Annotated in this window: 21 protein-coding genes and 2 tRNA genes; 15 read left to right on the top strand and 8 right to left on the bottom strand. The window is 72.6% G+C overall.

Annotation, left to right across the window (positions count from 1 at the left end):
- The first annotated feature begins 165 nt into the window (after window positions 1-165).
- From KV205_RS23860 to KV205_RS23845, 4 genes are all read left to right on the top strand, one after another.
- Entirely contained in the window at window positions 166-1275 is a 1110-nt protein-coding gene (locus KV205_RS23860; RefSeq protein WP_265866602.1) for an SDR family oxidoreductase, read from the top strand.
- Between the two features lie 79 nt (window positions 1276-1354).
- A complete protein-coding gene (locus KV205_RS23855; RefSeq protein ID WP_265866601.1) occupies window positions 1355-1843 on the top strand; it encodes a molybdenum cofactor biosynthesis protein MoaE in 489 nt (162 codons plus the stop codon).
- 171 nt (window positions 1844-2014) lie between these two features.
- Window positions 2015-2251, top strand: a complete 237-nt coding sequence (locus KV205_RS23850; protein ID WP_265866600.1) for a hypothetical protein — start codon at window positions 2015-2017, stop codon at window positions 2249-2251.
- Between the two features lie 56 nt (window positions 2252-2307).
- Window positions 2308-3396 (top strand): PDZ domain-containing protein, encoded by a 1089-nt coding sequence (locus KV205_RS23845; protein WP_265866599.1) that lies wholly within the window; start codon window positions 2308-2310, stop codon window positions 3394-3396.
- Between the two features lie 78 nt (window positions 3397-3474).
- Here the strand turns inward: KV205_RS23845 and KV205_RS23840 are convergent, their stop codons facing one another.
- On the bottom strand, window positions 3475-4029 hold the full coding sequence (locus KV205_RS23840; protein WP_265866598.1) for a PPA1309 family protein: 555 nt from the start codon (window positions 4027-4029) through the stop codon (window positions 3475-3477).
- 144 nt (window positions 4030-4173) lie between these two features.
- Between KV205_RS23840 and KV205_RS23835 the strand changes: the two genes are divergently transcribed.
- The 4 genes from KV205_RS23835 to KV205_RS23820 all read left to right on the top strand — a co-directional run bounded on the left by KV205_RS23835 (window position 4174) and on the right by KV205_RS23820 (window position 9502).
- On the top strand, window positions 4174-7092 hold the full coding sequence (locus KV205_RS23835; protein WP_265866718.1) for a UPF0182 family protein: 2919 nt from the start codon (window positions 4174-4176) through the stop codon (window positions 7090-7092).
- Between the two features lie 45 nt (window positions 7093-7137).
- A tRNA-Met gene (locus KV205_RS23830) sits at window positions 7138-7211 on the top strand.
- Between the two features lie 203 nt (window positions 7212-7414).
- Window positions 7415-9382: a tetratricopeptide repeat protein gene (locus KV205_RS23825; protein ID WP_265866597.1), complete on the top strand. Its 1968-nt coding sequence runs from the start codon at window positions 7415-7417 to the stop codon at window positions 9380-9382.
- A gap of 46 nt (window positions 9383-9428) precedes the next feature.
- A tRNA-Met gene (locus KV205_RS23820) sits at window positions 9429-9502 on the top strand.
- A gap of 118 nt (window positions 9503-9620) precedes the next feature.
- Here KV205_RS23820 and KV205_RS23815 read toward each other — a convergent pair.
- The 3 genes from KV205_RS23815 to hisN all read right to left on the bottom strand — a co-directional run bounded on the left by KV205_RS23815 (window position 9621) and on the right by hisN (window position 11557).
- Window positions 9621-10040 (bottom strand): Fur family transcriptional regulator, encoded by a 420-nt coding sequence (locus KV205_RS23815; protein WP_265866596.1) that lies wholly within the window; start codon window positions 10038-10040, stop codon window positions 9621-9623.
- A 121-nt stretch (window positions 10041-10161) separates the two neighbouring features.
- Complete coding sequence (locus tag KV205_RS23810; protein ID WP_265866595.1) at window positions 10162-10548, bottom strand: cyclic nucleotide-binding/CBS domain-containing protein; 387 nt, start codon at window positions 10546-10548, stop codon at window positions 10162-10164.
- 196 nt (window positions 10549-10744) lie between these two features.
- Window positions 10745-11557 carry a histidinol-phosphatase gene (gene hisN, locus KV205_RS23805; protein WP_265866594.1) on the bottom strand — a complete coding sequence of 271 codons (813 nt, stop codon included), beginning with the start codon at window positions 11555-11557 and terminating at the stop codon, window positions 10745-10747.
- A 106-nt stretch (window positions 11558-11663) separates the two neighbouring features.
- Between hisN and KV205_RS23800 the strand changes: the two genes are divergently transcribed.
- Window positions 11664-12338, top strand: coding sequence for a TetR/AcrR family transcriptional regulator (locus KV205_RS23800; RefSeq protein WP_265866593.1), 675 nt, complete (start codon window positions 11664-11666; stop codon window positions 12336-12338).
- On the opposite strand, the gene KV205_RS23795 is transcribed toward KV205_RS23800, so the two are convergent.
- From KV205_RS23795 to KV205_RS23780, 4 genes are all read right to left on the bottom strand, one after another.
- Complete coding sequence (locus KV205_RS23795) at window positions 12230-12553, bottom strand: multidrug efflux SMR transporter (protein WP_128982996.1); 324 nt, start codon at window positions 12551-12553, stop codon at window positions 12230-12232. The two genes, KV205_RS23800 and KV205_RS23795, sit on opposite strands and share 109 nt — an antisense overlap.
- A 94-nt stretch (window positions 12554-12647) precedes the next feature.
- Complete coding sequence (rsgA, locus tag KV205_RS23790) at window positions 12648-13658, bottom strand: ribosome small subunit-dependent GTPase A (protein WP_265866592.1); 1011 nt, start codon at window positions 13656-13658, stop codon at window positions 12648-12650.
- Window positions 13659-13661: 3 nt separating this feature from the next.
- A complete protein-coding gene (aroA, locus tag KV205_RS23785) occupies window positions 13662-14990 on the bottom strand; it encodes a 3-phosphoshikimate 1-carboxyvinyltransferase (RefSeq protein WP_265866591.1) in 1329 nt (442 codons plus the stop codon).
- A gap of 31 nt (window positions 14991-15021) precedes the next feature.
- The gene (locus tag KV205_RS23780) at window positions 15022-15744 is read right to left on the bottom strand and encodes a M50 family metallopeptidase (RefSeq protein WP_265866590.1); all 723 of its coding nucleotides are present in this window, start codon (window positions 15742-15744) and stop codon (window positions 15022-15024) included.
- 51 nt (window positions 15745-15795) lie between these two features.
- Here KV205_RS23780 and KV205_RS23775 point away from each other — a divergent pair, with 51 nt between their 5' ends.
- The 6 genes from KV205_RS23775 to KV205_RS23750 all read left to right on the top strand — a co-directional run bounded on the left by KV205_RS23775 (window position 15796) and on the right by KV205_RS23750 (window position 21372).
- Window positions 15796-16611: an SOS response-associated peptidase gene (locus KV205_RS23775; RefSeq protein WP_265866589.1), complete on the top strand. Its 816-nt coding sequence runs from the start codon at window positions 15796-15798 to the stop codon at window positions 16609-16611.
- A 54-nt stretch (window positions 16612-16665) separates the two neighbouring features.
- Entirely contained in the window at window positions 16666-17298 is a 633-nt protein-coding gene (locus KV205_RS23770; RefSeq protein ID WP_265866717.1) for an alpha/beta family hydrolase, read from the top strand.
- A 254-nt stretch (window positions 17299-17552) separates the two neighbouring features.
- A complete protein-coding gene (locus KV205_RS23765; protein WP_265866716.1) occupies window positions 17553-18209 on the top strand; it encodes a sigma-70 family RNA polymerase sigma factor in 657 nt (218 codons plus the stop codon).
- Window positions 18206-18523, top strand: a complete 318-nt coding sequence (gene rsrA / locus KV205_RS23760; protein ID WP_265866588.1) for a mycothiol system anti-sigma-R factor — start codon at window positions 18206-18208, stop codon at window positions 18521-18523. Before KV205_RS23765 ends, rsrA begins: the two co-directional genes overlap by 4 nt.
- Window positions 18524-18673: 150 nt before the next feature.
- The gene (locus tag KV205_RS23755; RefSeq protein ID WP_265866587.1) at window positions 18674-20083 is read left to right on the top strand and encodes an HD-GYP domain-containing protein; all 1410 of its coding nucleotides are present in this window, start codon (window positions 18674-18676) and stop codon (window positions 20081-20083) included.
- Entirely contained in the window at window positions 20080-21372 is a 1293-nt protein-coding gene (locus tag KV205_RS23750; protein ID WP_374214717.1) for an HD-GYP domain-containing protein, read from the top strand. Before KV205_RS23755 ends, KV205_RS23750 begins: the two co-directional genes overlap by 4 nt.
- Window positions 21373-21400: the final 28 nt, after the last annotated feature.

Genomic DNA, 21400 nt, shown 5'->3' with positions numbered 1-21400 from the left:
CTGGCTCGCCGGTCGGACCGGGCCGACCGGCGAGCCAGCGCCCCGACATCCGCACCGGATCCGGGCTCGGTGCTCCGCCGGGCCGTGGCCTGGGGCAGGATGGACGCCACCTGGTACGTACGCGTCATTCGGGTACGTACTGAAGACAACCGCTGGAGACGCCCGGTGAGTTCCCCAGATCCTCAGGTTCGCGGAGCGCGAAACCCCTCAACCCGGTCCGCCGCGCGCGGCCCCGTCGTCGCGGTCACCGGTGCCGCGGCCGGCATCGGTGACCTGCTGACCCGGCGCCTCGCCGCGTCCGAGGAGGTCAAGCAGGTCATCGCGATCGACGAGCGCCGCGGCGAGGTGTCCGAGGCGCAGTGGCACATCCTCGACGTACGCGATCCGGCCATCGCCGAGAAGCTGCGCGGCGCGGACGTGGTCGTGCACCTCGCGGTCGACCTCGACCTGGAGACCGACCCGGCCGCGCGCACCGCGTACAACGTGCGCGGCACCCAGACCGTGCTCACCGCCGCGGCGGCGGCCGGCGTGCACCGGGTGGTGCTGTGCACCTCGGCGATGGTCTACGGCGCGCTGCCCGACAACGACATCCCGCTCTCCGAGGACGCCGAGCTGCGCGCCACCGCCGAGGCCACCGGCGTCGGCGACCTCCTGGAGATCGAGCGGCTCGCCCGGCGCGCCCCGCGCGCACACCCCGGGCTCCAGGTGACCGTGGTCCGCCCTGCGGTCCTGGTCGGCGGTACGGACACGGCGCTCACCCGCTACTTCGAGTCGCCCCGGCTGCTCGTCGTCGCCGGATCGCGCCCCACCTGGCAGTTCTGCCACGTCGACGACCTGGTCAGCGCGCTCGAGTACGCGGCCCTGGAGAAGGTCGACGGCGAGTTCGCGGTCGGTTGCGACGGCTGGCTGGAGCAGGAGGAGGTCGAGGAGCTGTCCGGCATCCGGCGCATGGAGCTGCCCTCGGCGGTCGCCCTGGGCGCGGCGGCCCGGCTGCACCGGATCGGCCTCACCCCGTCCCCGGCGGGCGACCTCGCCTACACCATGCACCCCTGGGTGGTCAGCGTCGGACGCCTGCACGACGCGGGCTGGCGGCCGCAGTGGACCAACGAGGAGGTGCTGGCCGCGCTCCTGGAGGAGGTGCAGGGCCGGCACACGGTCGCCGGGCGCCGGCTCGGCCGCAAGGATGCGACGGCGGCGGGCGCGGCCGGTGCGACGGTGGCGCTGCTCGGCACGGCGGCCCTGGTGCGGCAGATGCGGAAGCGGCGCGGCCTGTAGGACCCTCCTACGGAGGGTCCGGCCCGCCGGTCGAAAACGCTATTCCGCGCTGTCGGCGGCGTACGGCACGATGGAGGGCATGGCAGACACGCACGCCCACACCCACGCCGGCGACCGCCCCGACCACCCCGGTGAGCGCGTCGCGGACGACCCGATCAAGCTCCTCGCGATCCGGGACGTCCCGCTCTCGCTCGACGAGGTCTTCCGCGCGGTCGGCGACGACGCGGCGGGCGGCACGACCCTCTTCGTGGGCACCGTGCGCAACCACGACGGCGGCGCCGACGTCGACGCGCTCGGCTACTCCTGCCACCCCACCGCCGAGGCGGAGCTGCGCCGCGTCGCCGAGAAGGTCGTCGCGAACCACCCGGTCCGCGCCCTGGCCGCCGTCCACCGGGTGGGTGACCTCCGTGTGGGTGACATCGCGGTCGTCGTCGCCGTCTCCTGCCCCCACCGCGGCGAGGCCTTCGAGGCCTGCCGGATGCTGATCGACGACCTGAAGCACGAGGTCCCGATCTGGAAGCACCAGACGTTTTCCGACGGCACCGAGGAGTGGGTCGGCGCCTGCTGAGCGGACCCCACGCGTGGTTCCGCATGCACAGCGCGGCGCAAGCAGCCACGCCGACGACCCGTAGTCGAACGCCCCGATTTGCGTAACCGGCCCCCGCGCGTGAGCGTTGATTCCGCGGATGAATAATCTGCTGATCAACTCACTGCGGACCATTGGGGATGGGAGGTCGGGATGGCAGCGCTGGCTTGGTTGCTGATTCCGCTTTTCGCCGTCGTCGGCGCGGCGATATGGGGAAGCTGGGCTTCGAGGAACAAGACGACAGGCGACGTCGCCGAGCTCGCGGGCTACGCGCGGTTCAGGGACGCCATGGAGCGCGCCCACGCCGTCCCCGCCGACCCCACGACCGCCGCCACTTCCGCTTCGCTGGTGCCCGAACGCGAGGCCGCGCCGGTGACCACCACCGGCTGATCACGTACGGACTGCCCCAGGGGCGCACTCACAGACCGGTCCCGTACTGTCGTTCCATGCCACGCCGCACCGCGACGATGCTCGCCTCCACCCTGGTCCTGATCACGCTGCTCTGTGTCGGCGTCCTCATTCCGGTCCCGTACGCGGAGATGAGCCCCGGCCCGACCGTGAACACCCTCGGTGAAGCCCGCGGAGAACCGGTTCTGCAGATCTCCGGGCACCAGACCTACCCGACCACCGGTCACCTCAACATGACGACCGTCCGGGTCACCGGCGCGGACTACCGGATGAACGCGGTCGAGGCCGTCTACGGCTGGCTGGCCCACGACAGCGTGATCGTCCCGCACGACACCCTCTACCCGGACGGCAAGACCGAGGAGGAGTCGAGCCAGGAGAACGCCGAGGAGTTCAGCCAGTCCCAGGAGAGCGCCAAGGTCGCCGCCCTCAAGGAGCTGAAGATCCCGGTCACCACCCGGGTCGTCGTCGCCACCGTCGTCAAGGACACCCCCGCCGAGGGCAAGCTGCACGCGGGCGACGTGATCCGCGCCGTGGACGGCACGCCCGTCAAGGAGCCCGGCGACGTCGCCAAGCAGGTCACCAAGCGCAAGCCCGGCCAGGACGTGGTCTTCACGATCGTCCCGGCCAAGGAGGCCGCCGCCGCGGAGAAGGCCCACAAGGAGGCCACCGCCACCCAGCAGGTGGTCATCAGGACCGTGAAGTCGGAGGAGGGAGACCGGGCGATCGTCGGCATCCAGGCCGGCACCGACCACGTCTTCCCGTTCACCATCGACATCAAGCTGGCCGACGTCGGCGGCCCCAGCGCCGGACTCATGTTCGCGCTCGGCATCGTCGACAAGCTCACCCCGGGGCCGCTCACCGACGGCAAGTTCATCGCCGGCACCGGCACCATCGACGACAAGGGCGAGGTCGGCCCGATCGGCGGCATCGAGATGAAGCTGGTCGGCGCGCGCCGGGCGGGCGCCCAGTACTTCCTCACCCCCGCCGACAACTGTGCCGCCGCGGCCTCCGACACCCCCGCCGGCCTCACCCTGATCAAGGTCGACACCATCGACGACGCGACGAAGTCGCTGGAGAAGCTCCGCAAGGGCGACACGAGCTCGCTGCCGAGCTGCTCCAAGAGCTGATCTCCGAGAGTCATCTCCAAGAGCAGATGCGGAAGGGGGCGCCCCGCAGGGCGCCCCCTTCCGCATACCTCGGCGGCCTCAGCCCTCGAAGGTCGCGGCCAGCGCGTCCGCGAGCCCCGGCACCAGGTCGGGGCCGGTCAGGACCTCGTTCGGCGAGTCCTTCTCGCGCAGCCGGATCGCGGCCTCCCGGGCACCGTCCCGCAGCACGGCGACGGTCATCCGGACCTCCTGGCGGTCCGGGTGCGCGGCCACCCACTTGGCGAGCTGCTTCTCGCCCATGCCCTGAGGCACCTGGGACTCGGCCGACGGCGGCAGCATCAGCCGCTCCACCGTCAGCGCGCAGCCGGCCACGCCGTCGGGCCAGGCGATGGTGCCGAGGAACTCGTCGAGCGGCTTGCCCTTCGGCAGCTCCTCCTGCTCGATCGGCGTGTAGGTGGTGGTCTGGTCGGCGCCGGCACCCAGCTGGGAGGCGAGCGAGGGCGCCTGGGCGCGCAGCCGCGCGGTGTCGACCAGGGCGAACAGGCGGGCCGGCCGGTCCCAGCCGAGACCCGAGGCGTACTCGTCGATCTCGAGCACCGCGCGGGTGAGGGGGCTCGCGGCCATCGGGGGGCCGGAGGGGGAAACGTTGGACATGAGCAATATCCTGCCTGGTCTTCTCCCGAAGACGGGAACTAGGTAAAGCCTCAGTAAGTTGCATCAGTGGGCTCTACGATCGCGGAGCCTGCTTATCGACGCATTCGACGCATCAACCTCGAGGGGCGCACGTTGGCTTTCCAGATGCCGGACCGCGGCGGCGGCACAGGTCCTTCCGGGCCGAGGATCAGAGTCGGCCGGCCGTCCCGGCGCGCCCGTACGCTGCTGATGACGCTGGGCGTCCTCGCGGTCCTCGCCATGGCGTTCGTGATGTTCGCCGGGTTCTGGACGGACTGGCTGTGGTTCCGCTCGGTCCACTACTCGTCCGTGTTCACCACCACCCTGTGGACCAAGATCGGCCTGTTCCTGGTGTTCGGCCTGCTGATGGCGCTGGCCGTCGGCCTGAACGTCTGGCTGGCGTACCGGCTCCGGCCGCCGCTGAGCGCGATGTCGCTGGAACAGCAGAGCCTCGACCGGTACCGGATGGGTCTGGCGCCCTTCAAGAAGTGGGTGCTGCTCGCGGTCACCGCCCTGGTCGGCCTGATCGCCGGCGCCTCCGCCTCCGGTCAGTGGCGCACCTGGCTGATGTGGGTGAACGGGGTGTCCTTCGGCGAGAAGGACCCGCAGTTCCAGCTCGACGTGTCGTTCTACGCGTTCGACCTGCCCTGGTACCGCTTCCTGCTCGCCTTCGGCTTCGCGGCCACCATCCTCTCGCTGATCGCCGCCGCCCTCACCCACTACCTGTACGGCGGGCTGCGGATCACCAGCCCGGGCGCGCGCGCCACCGCCGCCGCGACCGGCCACCTCTCGGTGCTGCTCGGCGTGTTCGTGTCGCTGAAGGCCGTGGCGTACTGGCTCGACCGGTACGGCCTGGCGGTGAAGTCCAGCGACTTCAAGGCCACCGGCAACTGGACCGGTCTGCGCTATGTGGACGCCAACGCGTACCTGCCGGCGAAGACCATCCTCTTCTGCATCGCCGTGATCTGCGCGGTGCTGTTCTTCGCCACGCTGTGGCGGCGCACCTGGCAGCTGCCGGTGATCGGCTTCGGCCTGATGGTGCTCTCGGCGATCCTGATCGGCGGCCTGTACCCGGCCATCGTGCAGAAGTTCCAGGTCCAGCCGAACGAGCAGGCCAAGGAAGCGCCGTACATCCAGAAGAACATCGACGCGACCCGCAAGGCCTACGCGATCGACTCGACCAAGCCCGAGGACTACTCGGGCAAGTCGACGGTCAAGGCGAAGGACCAGCTGCGCACCGACTCGGACACGGCGGCCAGCTATCGCCTGGTCGACCCGAACGTGGTCTCGCCGACCTTCCAGCAGCTGGAGCAGAAGCGGAAGTACTACCAGTTCCCGCTGACCCTGGACGTCGACCGCTACGCGGGCAAGGACACCGTGGTCGGTCTTCGTGAGCTCAACATCAAGGGCATCCCGAAGCGGAACTGGATCAACGACCACTTCACCTACACCCACGGCTACGGCGCCATCATGGCGACCGGCACCCAGACGGACAGCAACGGCTCCCCGATCTTCACCGAGCAGGGCCTGCCGACGACGGGCATGCTCCCCAAGTACGAGCAGCGCATCTACTACGGCGAGAAGACCGACCAGTACTCCATCGTCGGCGGGCCCCAGAAGGAGCTCGACTACGAGGAGAACGGCGAGAAGACCACCAGCTACCAGGGCGACAGCGGGGTCAGCCTCTCCAGCGCCTTCAACCGGGCGGCGTACGCGGTCGCGTTCAGCGAGCCGCAGATCCTCTACTCGGGGGCCATCGGCGACGGTTCGCGGATCCTCTACAACCGCACCCCCAAGGAGCGGGTCGAGGCCGTCGCGCCGTGGCTGACCATCGACGGCGACGCCTACCCGGCGGTCGTCAACGGCCGGATCCAGTGGATCGTCGACGCCTACACCACCACCAACGGCTACCCGTACGCCTCGCGCACCACCCTCGGCGAGAGCACCGCGGACGCCCTGACGGTCGGCAACCAGCAGCGCGCGGTCGTCGCCCAGCAGAACCAGGTCAACTACATCCGCAACTCGGTGAAGGCCACCGTCGACGCCTACGACGGCACGGTGAACCTCTACCAGTGGGACACCCAGGACCCGGTCCTGAAGACCTGGATGAAGGCCTTTCCCGGCACTGTCAAGGAGCGCTCCGCGATCAAGCCGGACCTGCTCGCCCACCTGCGCTACCCGCAGGACATGTTCAAGGTCCAGCGCGAGCTGCTCACCCGCTACCACGTGCAGGACCCGGCGCAGTTCTACAGCGGCTCGGACGCCTGGCAGGTGCCGGACGACCCGACCAGCAAGGACGGCAACGCGGTCCCGCCGTACTACCTGAGCATGAAGATGCCCGGGGACACCGCGCAGAAGTTCTCGCTGACGACGACGTTCACGCCGAACGGACGGCCCAACCTGGGCGGGTTCATGGCGGTGGACGCGGACGCCAACAGCAAGGACTACGGCCGGATAAGGCTGCTCAGGGTCGGCGAGAACGTGCCGGGACCCCAGCAGGTGCAGAACAAGCTCAACAGCCTCCCGTCGGTGGCGACCTTCGTGCGTGACATGAAGGGCGCCGACTCCGACATCATCTACGGCAACCTGCTCACGGTCCCGCTGGACGGCGGCTTCCTGTACGTGGAGCCGGTGTACGCGCAGGGCCGCACCGGGCAGTACCCGCTCCTGAAGAAGGTGGCGGTGTCCCATGTGGACACGGACCAGCCGAAGGGCGACACCACCACGGACACCACGGTGTTCGCGGACAACCTGACGGACGCCCTGAACGCGGTCTTCGGGGTCGAGGGCACCCAGCCGCCGGCCACCCAGCCGCCCGGCACCAAGCCCCCGACGACGCCGACGACCCCGCCGACCAACGACGCCGCCCTCAAGCAGGCCATCGCGGACGCCCAGAAGGCGTACGACGACGGCCAGGCGGCGCTCCAGAAGAGCGACTGGACGGCGTACGGCAAGGCCCAGGAGGCCCTGCAGGACGCCCTCCAGCGCGCGGCCGACGCGGGAGCGAAGCTCCAGCCCAGTCAGCCGGCCCAGCCCGGCAGATAATCGGTCAAGACCTCACCCCGCGTCGTGATACGGTTTCCCTACCGACGCGGGGTGGAGCAGCTCGGTAGCTCGCTGGGCTCATAACCCAGAGGTCGCAGGTTCAAATCCTGTCCCCGCTACTGACGACGAGGGCCCGAATCCATAAGGATTCGGGCCCTCGACGTGTGTCCGGAGCCACCTCGGGCGCGAAGGGCGGTATGGATGGGGGGAGTTGGCGTGAGTCGTGTTTGACTTGTCTCTCTGTGGGCATGTCGACAAAACGCTGAAGTGACCTCACTGGCTGCGATATACCAGGTGTACGCGGGTTGCGGGTGGTGCGACGATGGTATTTATGGGGGACAGGGCAACTCTGTTGGAGACAGGGCGGTTTGTGCAGCGGCATGCCGGAAACGCCGCAGACGAGATCATCGAGGCCGCGGGGGCCGTCGATGCGGCCGTCGACACCACCGCCGACCAGGAGAACGAGGCCGAGACCGAGGCCCGCCACCGCCTCGCCGCCGAGAAGGGCGAGGCCGCGTCGATGAGCGTGCTCGGCGCGCTGCTGCTGCGCCGCGGCGACCTGGACGGCGCCGAGCCCTATCTGCGCGGCGCCACCGGCCAGGGCGACCGCGCCGCCGCCAACAACCTGGGCGTCCTGCTGCACCAGCGCGGCTACCCGGACGAGGCCGCCGGCTGGTGGCGGGTCGCCGCCGTCGCCGGCTCCGCCCCGGCCGCCCACGCCCTCGGCCGCCACCACCGCGAGCGCGGCGACGAGCCCGCCGCCGAGTACTGGCTCCGCCAGGCCGCCGAACAGGGCCACGCCCTGGGCGCGTACGCCCTCGCCGACCTCCTGGAGCACCGCAGCGACGTCGGCGCCGAGCGCTGGCTGCGCGCCGCCGCCGAGCAGGGCCACCGCGAGGCCGCCTACCGGCTCGCCCTCGCCCTGGAGCGCCGCGCCACCGGCCCGGCCGCCCGCGGCCCGCACGCGTACGACACGGGTACGAGCACGGGCGCGGGCACCGGTGCGAGCACGGGTACGGGCCTGCGGGCCGCGGGCCCGGCGGCTGGGGGCCCCGAGCACCGCAAGGCCGCCGCCGAGGACGGGCTCGGCGAGGCCGAGCAGTGGTTCCGGCAGGCCGCCGCGCGCGGGCACCGGCGGGCCGCGCTGCACCTCGGCGCCATCCTGGAGAAGCGCGGCGACCTCAAGGAGGCCGGCCGCTGGTACCTGACCTCCGCCAAGGACGGCGAGGCCAAGGCCGCCCGCGCGCTCGGCTTCCTGCTGCGCGACGCCGGCGACGAGGAGAGCGCCGCCGTCTGGTGGCTGCGCGCCGCCCAGGACGGCGACGGCAACGCCGCCAACGCGCTCGGCGCGCTGCACGCCGCCCGCGGCGAGCAGCAGACCGCCGAGCGCTGGTACCGCGCCGCCATGGACGCCGGCGACGTCAACGGCGCCTACAACCTCGGGCTGCTCTGCGCCGCCCAGGAGCGCACCCAGCAGGCCGAGCAGTGGTACCGCAGGGCCGCCTACGCCGGGCACCGCGAGGCCGCCAACGCGCTGGCCGTGCTGCTGCTCCAGGCCGGTGACGCGGGCGGCGCCGAGCCGTGGTTCTCCAAGGCCGCCGAGGCCGGCAGCGTCGACGCCGCCTTCAACCTGGGCATCCTCCACGCCGGCCGGGACGACGACCGCACCGCGCTCACCTGGTACGAGCGGGCCGCGGCCGCCGGACACACCGAGGCCGCCCTCCAGGTCGGCATCGCGCACCTGCGCGACGGCGACGAGCAGGCCGCAGAGCGTCATCTGCGCTGCGCGGCCGGCGGCGGCAGCGCCGAGGCCGCCTACCGGCTCGCCACCGTCCTCGACGCGCGCCGCCCGGCCCCCGGGCCGCCGGTCCTCGGCGCACCGCGCGAGGAGAAGAGCGAGTGCGAGGAGTGGTACGAGCGGGCCGCCCAGCAGGGCCACCGCCGCGCCCAGGTCCGGGTCGGCATGCTCGCCGCCGCGCGCGGCGACGTCGAGGAGGCCGCCCGCTGGTACCGGGAGGCGGCCGAGGCCGGCTCCCGCAACGGGGCCTTCAACCTCGGTCTGCTGCTCGCCCGCGAGGGCGCCGAGCGCGAGGCCGCCCTGTGGTGGACCCGCGCCGCGCACGCCGGGCACGGCCGGGCCGCCCTGCGGCTCGCACTGCTCGCGGCCCGGCGCGGCGAGCTCACCGAGGGGCGCCGCTGGTGCGACCGCGCGGTCGAGCTCGGCCCGGCCGAGGTGGCGGAGCGGGCGGCGCGGCTCAGCGAGGCGCTGCACCAGGAGCTCACCGCGTAATGGATTTGCGCTGGTGAGGGCCGTCCCGTAAGGTTGTGTTCACCGACGCGGGGTGGAGCAGCTCGGTAGCTCGCTGGGCTCATAACCCAGAGGTCGCAGGTTCAAATCCTGTCCCCGCTACTCAGTAGCACGAAGGCCCGGATCCTCGGATCCGGGCCTTTGTCGTATGCGCCGGCAGCTGTCGCCGGGCGCGGAGAAGCCCCGCCCGAAGGCGGGGCTTCCGTGTGTCGCCGAGAAGCTACGCGGTCGTCGCGCAGCTCGGGCAGATGCCCCGGTAGGTGACCTCGACGTTCGAGATGGTGAAGCCGAAGCGCTCCGTGGCCGGCAGATCGGCCAGCGGGTCGCCGGCCGGGTGCACGTCACGGATCGCGCCGCAGCGGGCGCAGACCAGGTGCTGGTGCGGCCGGTGGGCGTTCGGGTCGTAGCGCTTGGCGCGCCCGTCCGTGGCCACCTCGATCACCTCGCCCAGCGTGACCATCTCGCCGAGCGTGTTGTAGACGGTCGCACGGGAGATCTCGGGCAGGCGCTCGACGGCCCGGGCATGGACCTCGTCGGCGGTCAGGTGCACATGGTCCCCGTCGAGCACCTCGGCCACGACACGGCGCTGCGCGGTCATTCGCCAGCCACGGCCGCGCAGTCGTTCCAACAGGTCGCTCATGGGGGTCAGCGTAACAGTCGTCCCCGGCGAGTCCCGAACCGGTGTGAGTTCGGACACTCCCTCGACTTGGACAAAGTCCAAGCCGGGGGAGTCCGGTCGGGGAAGTGCGGCCGAGGGGGTGTCAGGCGGCGCTGTGCACCGGGAGCCAGCAGCGGATGATGTCGCGGACGGAGACGATGCCGACCGGCCCGTGGTCGTCGAGCACCACGAGATGGCGGAAGCCGCCGCGGGTCATCGCCTCCGCGGCCTCCTCCAGGGTCCAGGTCGGGGCGGCGAAGACCACGTCGCGGGTGGTGTGGGCGTCGCAGGTCTCGTGGTCGGGGTTCCGGTCGGTGCCGATGGCGTTGAGGACGTCGCGTTCGGTGAGGATGCCGAATCCGCCGGCGTCGCCGTCCTGGACGACGGCCGCGCCGACGCGGCGCGCCGACATCAGCCGGGCGGCTTGGCGCAGCGTGTGGGCCGGTCCGATGGTGAGGATCACGGTGGTCATGGCGTCACGGACGAGCATGGAGGGAACCACCTCCGGTTCGGAGACTTCGCATGCGGAGACTTCGAGAACTTTTTCACAAGTTCACAAAGGGGGGATTCTCAGAGTGGCACCGGGGGAGGGGGTCGACAAGGGGGCGCGCGGAGCGCCCCCGGGAGCACACGAGGGGCGTGCGCCGGGGGCTCGGGGGTGACGGTGAGGCAGGTGTGACGGAACGTCAGCCCTGCTGCGGCGGTTCCGTGTTGAGGTAGCTCAGCAGCTCGCCGTGGAGCAGTCCGTTCGACGCCGCCGCGTTGCCGCTGTGCGGGCCGTGCCGCCCGTCGAGCCCGGTGAAGGTGCCGCCGGCCTCCTGCACCACGATCGCCGTGGCCGCCATGTCCCACAGCGACAGCTCCGGCTCGGCGCACAGGTCGACCGAGCCCTCGGCCACCATCATGTACGGCCAGAAGTCGCCGTACGCGCGCGTGCGCCAGACCGCGCGCGTGAGGTCCAGGAAGCCTTCCAGCCGGCCCCGCTCCTCCCAGCCGGTCAGGCTGGAGTACGCGAAGGAGGCGTCCTCCAGGCGCCCGACCTTCGAGACCCCGATCCGGCTCGCCGAGGCCAGGCTGCGGCCGGTGTACGCGCCGAGGCCCTTCGCCGCCCACCAGCGGCGGCCCAGCGCCGGGGCCGAGACCACGCCCACCACCGGCTGGAAACCGGTCTCGCCGGCCTCCATCAGCGCGATCAGGGTCGCCCACACCGGCACCCCGCGCACGTAGTTCTTGGTGCCGTCGATCGGGTCGATCACCCAGCGGCGCGGGCCCGAGCCCTCCACGCCGTACTCCTCGCCGAGGATCGCGTCCCGCGGCCTGGCGCGCTGCAACTGCCCGCGGATCAGCTCCTCGGCGGCCTTGTCCGCCTCGCTGACCGGAGTCATGTCGGGCTTCGTCTCGACCTTCAGGTCGAGCGCCTGGAACCGGTCCATCGTGGCCGCGTCCGCGGCATCCGCGAGGACATGGGCGAGACGCAGATCGTCGTGGTAATCGGCCATGCTCGAAACTCTATCCCCCGAAGACGCGTCGCCCCGCGGCGGCCCTTGACAGTGCGTGTCCGTCCGTCAACGCTGAGCGCAGAACCGATCCGGCTGGGAGGCGACGATGCCGACTGCCCGAGAGTCCCTGCTCGACACGGCCCTCGCGGCCCTCGGCACGCTGCCCTGGTCCGCCGTGCGGATGGTCGACGTGGCCGCCCGCGCCCGGGTGTCCCGGCAGACCCTCTACAACGAGTTCGGCAGCAAGGAGGGGCTCGCCCGGGCCCTCGTCCGGCGCGAGGCCGACGCCTATCTCCTGGGGGTACGGCGGGTGCTCGCCGCCCCGGCCCCGCCCGAGCGCAATCTGGTGGCCGTCGCCGAGTGGACCGTGGCCCGCGCCGCCGAACGCCCGATCCTGCGGGCCCTGCTCACCGACGCCTGGAACGACGCCCTGCCCCGGCCGCGGCCCGCCCGGGCCGGCGCCCGGCTCGCACCCGTACCGGCTCAGCGGCGCGCCGACGCCGGCCCACCCGCGCCCGGCGAGCTGGTCGCCGAGACCGCCGCCTGCGCGGGGGAGCGCTGGGCGGCCGGCTGCGAACTCGCCGTACGGCTCGCGCTCAGCCATGTCGTGGCGCCCCCGATCGCCGTCCCCGTCCCGGACGCGCGGCGCGCCGACGCTCAGAGCGCGGACGCTCAGTGCGCGGAGCCGGAGAGCTGGAGGCCGATCACACCGGCGATCACCAGCGTGATCGAGACGATCTTGAGCGTGGACACGACGTCGCCGAGGAAGACCATCCCGTAGATCGCGGTGCCCGCCGCGCCGATCCCGGTCCACACCGCGTACGCCGGACCCACGTCCAGCTTGCGCAGGGCGAGGGTCAGCAGACCGAAGCTGCCGAGGGCGAAGGCGGCGAACGCGATCGTCGGCCACAGCCGGGTGAAGCCGTGCGAGAGCTTCAGGCACACCGCGAAACCCGTCTCCAGGAGCCCGGCGACCACCACCAGCAGCCACGCCATCGTCAGTGCCTCCCACGCCCCATATGGATCACAATGTGGATCACCTGGTGCGATTATGCACTTACCAACCGTGCCCGCCCGCAAACGTGCGCGGTCAGTCGCCCTCGCGGCGCTCGCGGGTCGCGAGCAGCCGGCGCAGCGAGTACAGCCGGGCCGGGTCCGCGTGGCCCTCGGCCACCCAGGCGTCGAGCGCGCAGTCCGGCTCGTCGTGGCTGCACGCGCGCGGGCACTCCTCGGTGCCCGGCTCCAGGTCCGGGAAGGCGTGGATGACCCGGGACGGATCGACGTGGTGCAGACCGAAGGACCGCACGCCCGGGGTGTCGATCACCCAGCCGTCGACCTTGTCGAGCGGCAGCGCGAGCGCCGAGGTCGTGGTGTGCCGGCCGCGGCCGGTCACCGCGTTCACATGGCCGGTGAGCCGCCGCCGCTCCTCCGGCACGAGCGCGTTCACCAGCGTCGTCTTGCCCACGCCCGAGTGCCCCACGAACGCGGTGACCCGGTCGCCGAGGTACTCCCGCACCCGGTCCGCCGCCCCGCCGTCGTACAGCTCCTCGCGGTTCACCACCACGTACGGGATGTCCAGGGCGCCGTACAGCTCAAGGAGCATCGAAGGCGGGGCCAGGTCCGACTTGGTCAGCACCAGGAAGGGGTCGAGCCCGCCGTCGTAGGCGGCGACCAGACAGCGGTCGATGAGGCGCGGGCGCGGCTCGGGGTCGGCGAGCGCGGTCACGATCGCCAGCTGGTCGGCGTTGGCGACGACCACCCGCTCGTACGGATCGTCGTCGTCGGCCGTGCGGCGCAGCACCGAGCTGCGCTCGCCGATCCGCACGATCCGGGCCAGGGTGTCCTTCTCGCCGGACAGGTCGCCGACCAGGGAGACCCGGTCGCCGACCACGGCGGCCTTGCGGCCCAGCTCGCGGGCCTTCATCGCCATCACGGTCCGGTCCTCGACCAGACAGGTCAGCCGGCCGCGGTCCACGGTGAGGACCATGCCCTCGACCGCGTCCTCGTGCTTGGGACGGATGTTGGTCCGGGGGCGGCTGCCCTTGCGGTTGGGGCGCTGGCGGATGTCGTCCGCGTCGGTGTGCTTGCCGTAACGCCGCATGGCTCAGACTCCGAGCATTTCGGTCCACATCCTCGGGAAGTCGGGCAAGGTCTTCTCGGTCGTCCTCACGTTCTCGATCTCCACGCCCTCGACGGCCAGGCCGACGATCGCGCCCGCGGTCGCCATCCGGTGGTCGTGGTACGTGTGGAACACGCCGCCGCGCAGCGGGCGCGGGCGGATGTGCAGGCCGTCCTCGGTCTCCGTGACGTCGCCGCCCAGGCCGTTGATCTCCCGGGTGAGCGCGGCGAGCCGGTCGGTCTCGTGCAGCCGCAGGTGCGCGACGCCGCGCAGGGTGGACGGGGAGTCGGCGAGCGCGGCGACCGCCGCGATGCCCGGGGTCAGCTCGCCGACCTCGCCGAGGTCGACGTCGATGCCGTGGATCCGGCCGGTGCCGGTGAAGGTGAGGCCCGCGTCGGTGAGCTCGCAGGTGCCACCCATCTCGGTGAAGATCTCCCGCAGCGCGTCACCGGGCTGGGTGGTCCTGGCCGGCCAGTCCGGCACGGTGACCCGGCCGCCGGTGACCAGCGCGGCGGCCAGGAACGGCTGCGCGTTCGACAGGTCGGGCTCCACCACCAGGTCGCGGCCGAGCAGCGCGGACGGGGCGACCCGCCACACGTCGGGGCGCCCGCCGTGCTCCGGCTCGTCGACCTGCGCGCCGACCGCGCGCAGCATGTCGACCGTCATCCGGATGTGCGGCAGCGACGGCAGCCGGCCGCCTGCGTGCCGCACCTCCACGCCCTGGTTGAAACGGGCGCCGGAGAGCAGCAGGGCGCTGACGAACTGGGAGGACGAGGAGGCGTCGATCTCCACGACACCGCCCTCCAGACCGCCGCCGCCGTGCACGGTCATCGGCAGCGCGCCGCGCCCGTCGTCGTCGATCCGGGCGCCGAGCGCGCGCAGCGCGTCGATCACGCCGTGCAGCGGGCGCTCGTGGGAGCGGGGGTCGCCGTCGAAGCGGACCGGCCCGTCGGCCAGCACCGCGACCGGCGGCAGGAAGCGCATGACCGTGCCGGCGTTGCCGACGTCCACGGTCGCCGGGCCGCGCAGCCCGGCCGGGATGATCCGCCAGGCCTCGCCGGTGCCGTCCGGACCCACGCCCTCGTCGATCTTCACACCCAGGGTGCGCAGCGCCTCCGCCATCAGCACGGTGTCGCGCGAGCGCAGCGGGCGGCGCACCCAGCCCGGCTCGGCCGCGAGGGCGGCGAGCACCAGGGCGCGGTTGGTGACCGACTTCGATCCGGGCACGGTGACGGTGGCGTCGACGGCGCCGCCCGCGTACGGGGCGGGCCACAGGCCGGTGAGCGGATCGGTGGACGGGGTGCTGTCGGTCATGCCCTCACTTTACGGGGGCGAAGAGCAGCCGCTACACGGCGAGCAGCCAGCGTCCGCCGCCGATCAGGGAGCAGATCGAGACCGCGTGGAAGAACAGCAGCCACAGGGTCGGCGGCACGTGGGTGAGCCGGCCCAGCTGGTCCGCGTCGGAGTCGCCCGCGTCTCCGTGCCGGCGCTTGGCCTGCAGCTCGAAGGCCGGGCGCACCCCGCCGAGCAGCAGGAACCACACCACCGCGTACGCGAACACCGACTGCACGTCCGGGCCGGTCAGCCAGGAGACCAGGAGGAAGGCCGCGCCGGTGACCAGCACCGTGAAGATCCCGTACGCGTTGCGCACCATCAGCAGCATCACCAGCAGCAGCGCCGTGGCCAGCCAAAGGAGCAGCGTGATCCGGTGCGAGGAGAGCAGCGCGGCGCCGCCCAGGCCGAGCAGCGGGGCCGCGGTGTAGCCGGCGGCGGCCGTGAGGATCATGCCGAGGCCGGTGGGACGGCCGCGCGAGACGGTCAGCCCGCTGGTGTCCGAGTGCAGCCGGATCGACTGCAGCCGGCGGCCGGTGACGAGCGCGATCAGACCGTGTCCGCCCTCGTGCGCGATGGTGATCGCGTTCCGGGACAGGCGCCATATGGAGCGGGGCACGACGGCGAGCAGCGCGGCGACCCCCGTGACGATCACGATCCACAGCTCGGGGGCGCTCTGGGTGCCGAGGACGTCGGTCGTGTCGAGGGCGAGGGACAGGCCGAGGAATTCGGTCATGGTGGGGACGGGCTCCTCGGTGGGTGACGGTTGCGTGGCAGTGTGGCACGCATGTGCGGACGGTATGCGGCGAGCAGGAGCCCCGAGGAACTGGCGGCGGCCTTCGGGGTCGAGAAGTGGGAGCCGGCGGAGACGCTGGCGCCCGACTGGAACGTGGCCCCGACCAAGCAGGTCCACGTGATCCTGGAGCGTCCTCTCAAAGACGCGGAAACGCGGCGCCCGGTTCGCCAGATGCGGGTCCTGAAGTGGGGCCTGGTGCCGTCCTGGGTCCAGGGCCCGGAGAACGCCGCCCGGATGATCAACGCCCGCGCGGAGACCCTGCACGAGAAGCCGTCCTTCAAGGAGGCCTTCGCCCGGCGCCGCTGCATCGTGCCGGCCGACGGTTATTACGAGTGGGTGACCGGCGCCGACGAGCGCGACCTGGAGGTCGAGGGGAAGCGGAAGCGGGCCCGTAAGCAGCCCTACTTCGTGACCCCGGCCGACGGCTCGGTCTTCGCGATGGCCGGGATCTACGAGTTCTGGCGCGACCGGACCCTGCCCGACGCCCACCCGCTGGCCTGGTGGGTGACCTGCTCGGTGGTCACCACCGAGGCCGAGACCGCGCCGCTCGGCGTCCCCCCGGCCGAGGGCCCGCGCTCGCTCGCCGACATCCACCCCCGGATGCCGCTGATGCTCACCCCGGACCGCTGGGACGCCTGGCTGGACCCGGCCCGCACCACGCCCGGCGCGCTCGGCGGGCTGCTCGCCCCGCCGCCGGAGGGCCTGATGCGGGCCTACCCGGTGGCGACGGCGGTCAGCAACGTGCGCAACAACGGGCCCGAGCTGTTGAAGGAGCTGGAGGGCCCGGAGGAGGCGACCCTGTTCTGACGCCTCCGCCGTTCCCCGGCCTCTGCGCGGCAGGATGGGGAGGTGACCAAGGACGTGACGAAGAGCGAGACCGTTCCCACCGACGCCGGGGACGCCCGGATCACCTGGCACCCGGCGCGCAAGCCGTGGACCGTGCTCGCGGTGAGCCACGGCGCCGGCGGCGGCATCGAGGCCCGCGACCTGGTCGCCCTGGCCGCCGCGCTGCCCGCCGAGGGCGTGAGCGTCGCCCTGGTCGAGCAGCCCTGGCGGGTCGCCGGCAAGAAGGTCGCCCCCGCGCCCAAGACCCTCGACACCGGCTGGCGCGGACTGTGGCCCGCGCTCGCCGCACCCGGTCTGCCGGTGATCGCCGGCGGCCGCAGCGCCGGCGCCCGGGTCGCCTGCCGCACCGCCGGCGAACTCGGCGCCGCCGCCGTCCTCGCCCTGAGCTTCCCGCTGCACCCGCCGGGCAAGCCGGAACGCTCCCGAGCTGACGAACTCCTGGGCGCCGGTGTGCCGACCCTCGTCGTGCAGGGCGGCAACGACCCCTTCGGGAAACCGGCGGAGTTCCCGGCCGGCCCGCACACCCTCGCCGAGGTGCCGTACGCCGACCACGGCCTCGCCGTGCCCAAGCGCGCCCCGATCACCCAGGACGAGGCCCTGGACACCGTGGTGGGCGCCGTCACCGAGTGGCTCGCGTCACTCCGCTGACCGCCCGCCGGGGGCCGGGAATGCCGGGCGGGGCGGTGCTGTTGTGACGGACATCGGTGCTTGGAGCAAAGGAAGAGGGAGTCCGTCGCATGGGTTCTGCCATCTGCCGTGAGCGACCGCAGCACACGGAGCTCGACTGGACCGTGCTGCCCGCGGCGCGGGTCGCCCCTGTTCGGGCGGCGGGCGGAGCGGTTCCTCGTCTATCCTCCGAAGCGAGCGGGTCCGCGTTCGGGTTCGCCGCAGCGCTGGAGGAGGTGGGTCCGGTCACTGGGACCGACACAGGGACCGACGACGGCCCCGAGGAGACGACCGCGGAGCGCAACGCGCGCTTCGAGCGGGACGCCCTCGGCTACCTCGACCAGATGTACTCGGCCGCGCTGCGCATGACGCGCAACCCGGCCGACGCCGAGGACCTGGTGCAGGAGACCTACGCGAAGGCGTACGGCTCCTTCCACCAGTTCCGCGAGGGCACGAACCTCAAGGCGTGGCTGTACCGCATCCTCACCAACACGTTCATCAACTCGTACCGCAAGAAGCAGCGTGAGCCCCAGCGCTCGGCTGCCGAGGAGATCGAGGACTGGCAGCTCGCCCGCGCCGAGTCGCACATGTCGACCGGACTGCGTTCGGCCGAGTCGCAGGCCCTCGACCACCTGCCGGACTCCGACGTGAAGGAAGCGCTGCAGGCGATCCCCGAGGAGTTCCGCATCGCCGTCTATCTCGCGGATGTAGAGGGCTTTGCGTACAAGGAGATCGCGGACATCATGGGTACACCCATCGGTACGGTGATGTCCCGACTGCACCGGGGCCGCCGCCAGCTGCGCGGCATGCTCGAGGACTACGCTCGCGACCGCGGGCTGGTACCCGCGGGCGCCGGTGAGTCGTCGCACGATCTGAAAGGCTCGGGCTCATGAGCTGCGGAGATCCGCACGAGACGGACTGCTCGGAGATCCTGGACCATCTCTACGAGTTTCTCGACCGCGAGATGCCGGACAACGACTGCACCAAGTTCGAGGTGCACTTCGAGGAGTGCTCCCCGTGCCTGGAGAAGTACGGGCTCGAGCAGGCCGTGAAGAAGCTGGTCAAGCGCTGCTGCGGCAGCGATGACGTGCCGATCGATCTGCGCGCCAAGGTGATGGGCCGGATCGAGCTGATCCGCGAGGGCCATCTGCTCCCCGAGCAGGACGCCACCACCACCGCCGCTCCCGCCACCCCGCAGGAGCAGTAGACCGCAGGACGCAGGACGCGTACCGGGAGCCGGGCGAGCACCTCGCCCGGCTCCCGGTCTGTCTATCGGCCCATCGGCTTGTATCACCCGATGGTGCGAATCGCCCGTGCCCGGCCGCCCCGGGGACCCCAACTCGCTAGCGTGACCGGCGTGATGGTGGTCCCGCGAACGGCACGTGTGTTCATCGGCTGCGCCCTGCTGGCCGCCGCCGCGGTCACCCTGCCCGCGTTACGCCCCGCCGCCGGCACCCCCTGGCCGACCGTGCTGCTGCTCGCCGCGCTCTACCCGCTGTGCGAACTGCCCGCCCGCTGCCGGCTCACCGGCGGCGCCCTCGGCGGCCGGGCGGGCCACGACGGCGGAGCCGCGCCCCTGGGCCCCGTCTCCTTCTATCCCGTCCTCATCGCCGCCGCGCTGCTCCTTCCGCCCTCCGCCGCCGCGCTGACCGCCCTGCCCGGCGCCGTGCTCACCCGGGTCGACCAGCCGCCCGCCGCCCTCCGCCGGGCCTGGCGGGCCGCCCAACTCGCCCTCGCCGTCGGGGCCGCGGCCGCCGTCGGACGCACCCTGCGCTGCGACGAGTCCCTCGGGCTCGGCCCGCAGACCCCCGACTTCCCCTACGTGCTGCTTCCGGCCGGGGCGACCGCCCTCACCTTCTGCCTGGTCCTCACCGCCCTCGACGGCGGCATCCGCGCCACCGCCGAACAGCAGCCGCCGCGCACCGCCTGGCACGGACTGCTCGGCCGGGCCCTCGCCCCGCACGCCGTCCACGGGCTCGCCGGACTGATGATGGCGGTGCTGTGGCGCAGCGGATACGGGCCGGTGGCCGCCCTGTTCGCGCTGCTGCCCATGTACCTGTCCAGCTGGGGCTTCGCCCAGTACCACCGCGAACGCGCCGCCCACCAGGCGACCATCCGCGCCCTCGTCCACGCCGTCGACATCAAGGACCGCTACACCCGCGGCCACAGCGAACGCGTCGGTCGCGCGTCCGTCCTGATCGCCCACGAACTCGGCATGGACGAGCCCCGCCTGGAGGTCGTGCGGTTCGCCGGCATCCTGCACGACATCGGCAAGCTCGGCGTGCCCACCCGGGTGCTCCGCAAGGACGGCCCGCTCACCCCCGAGGAACGCCGGATCATCGAACTGCACCCCGAGTACGGGCACGAGATGGTGCGCGGCATCGGCTTCCTCGGCGAGGCCCGCACCGCGATCCTGCACCACCACGAACGCATGGACGGCTCCGGCTACCCGTACGGCCTCAAGGGCCACGAGATCCCCGAGTACGCGCGGGTGGTCGCCGTCGCCGACGCCTTCGACGCCATGACCTCCACCCGCTGCTACAGCCGCGCCCGGCCGGTCGGGACCGCGCTCGCCGAGCTGGAGCGGTGCGCCGGCACCCAGTTCGACCCGCGGATGGTCGAGGCCCTGGCCCGCGCCCTGCACCGGCACGGCTGGCAGACCGAGGTCACCGCCGACGAGCCGGCCGTCCCCACCCCACGCGGTCCCGAAACGGCCCCCGGACCGGCCGAGCCCGCTCCCGAAGCCGCGCTCCAGGAGCCCGCGTGAGCGGCGGACGCCTGAGCGGCGGGCGCCTCACCATCGGGCTCGTCCACGGCGCCGCGCTGCTGCTCGCCCTCGGCGGCCTCGCCGGGACCCTCTGGCAGGGACTCGACGAGCCCGGTCACGCCCTCGCCTTCGGTGTCCTCGTCGCGCTCGGCGAGCTCACCGGCCGGGGCGCCCGGCGCGTGGGGGTACCTCCCATGCTCGAAGAGCTATGGGGGAGGGAGCCCGCGCCGCTGGCCGCCGCCGGCGCCCTCGCGTACGCGCTGCTCGGCGAGAGCGCCGGCCGGCCCACCACCCACGGCGTGCTCCAGACCGTCGCCGTGGTCGTCGCCGCCGGCCTCGTCGGCAGCGTCCCGCACATCGCCCGCGGCCACGGCCCGGACCGCGACCAGCTCGCGCTCCGGGTCCTCACCGTCGGCTTCGCCGCGCTCTGCTTCCAGCCCCTCTACAACGCGGGCACCCTCACCGCCCGGATCGGCGAGGGCCCGCGGTACGCCCTCTTCCTGCTGCTCCTGCTCCTCCTCACCGCCCTCTGCGGCGCCGTCGTCGCCGCCCTGCTGCGCCGCGCCCGCCAGCACCACCCCTACGGGCCGCTGCTCCGCGACGAGCTGCGCGCCCTGCTCGGCATCGGCTCCGCCGTGTGCGCCACCGGCGCCGTGATGGCCCTCGGGGTGGCCGTCGCGGGCCTGTGGGCGCTGCCCGTCTTCGCCGTACCGCTGCTGCTCACCCAGGTCTCGCTGCGCCGCTGGGCCGCCGTGCGCACCACCAACCGGCAGACCATCGCCTCCCTCGCCCGCGCCACCGAGATCGCCGGCTGCACCCCGCCCGGGCACGCCCGCCGGGTCGCCGCGCTCAGCCGGGCGGTCGGCCGGGAGCTCGGCCTTTCCGGGCCCGCGCTGACCGACCTCGAATACGCGGCGCTCATGCACGACATCGGACAGCTGTCCCTGGTCGACCCGGTCGACGGCGGCGCCACCGCCCCGCTGCCCGCCGCGGAGCAGCGCCGGATCGCCCTGCTCGGCGCCGCCGTGGTGCGCCGGACCGGGGTCCACGAGGCCGTCGCCCGGATCGTCGAGCAGCAGGCCGACCCGTACCGCGAGCAGCCCCTGCCCGCCCGGATCGTACGGACCGTGAACGCCTACGACGACCTGGCCGGCGACCGCGCGGGCGGCGCCCTCGGGGCCCTGGAACGGCTCCGGCTCGGCACCGCCCGCGACTACCACCCCGACGTCGTCGAGTCCCTCGCCCGGGTTCTCGCGCGAGGCGGCGTCACCCCAGCTCCTCCGGGGTAACCCATGGGTAATGAGCGCGCGTCCGACC

Source organism: Streptomyces sp. SKN60, assembly GCF_026236535.1.
In the GTDB taxonomy this organism is placed as follows: Bacteria; Actinomycetota; Actinomycetes; order Streptomycetales; family Streptomycetaceae; genus Streptomyces.
The sequence above is the reverse complement of the archived record's forward strand: the minus strand, read 5'-3'. Positions and strand labels throughout refer to the sequence as shown.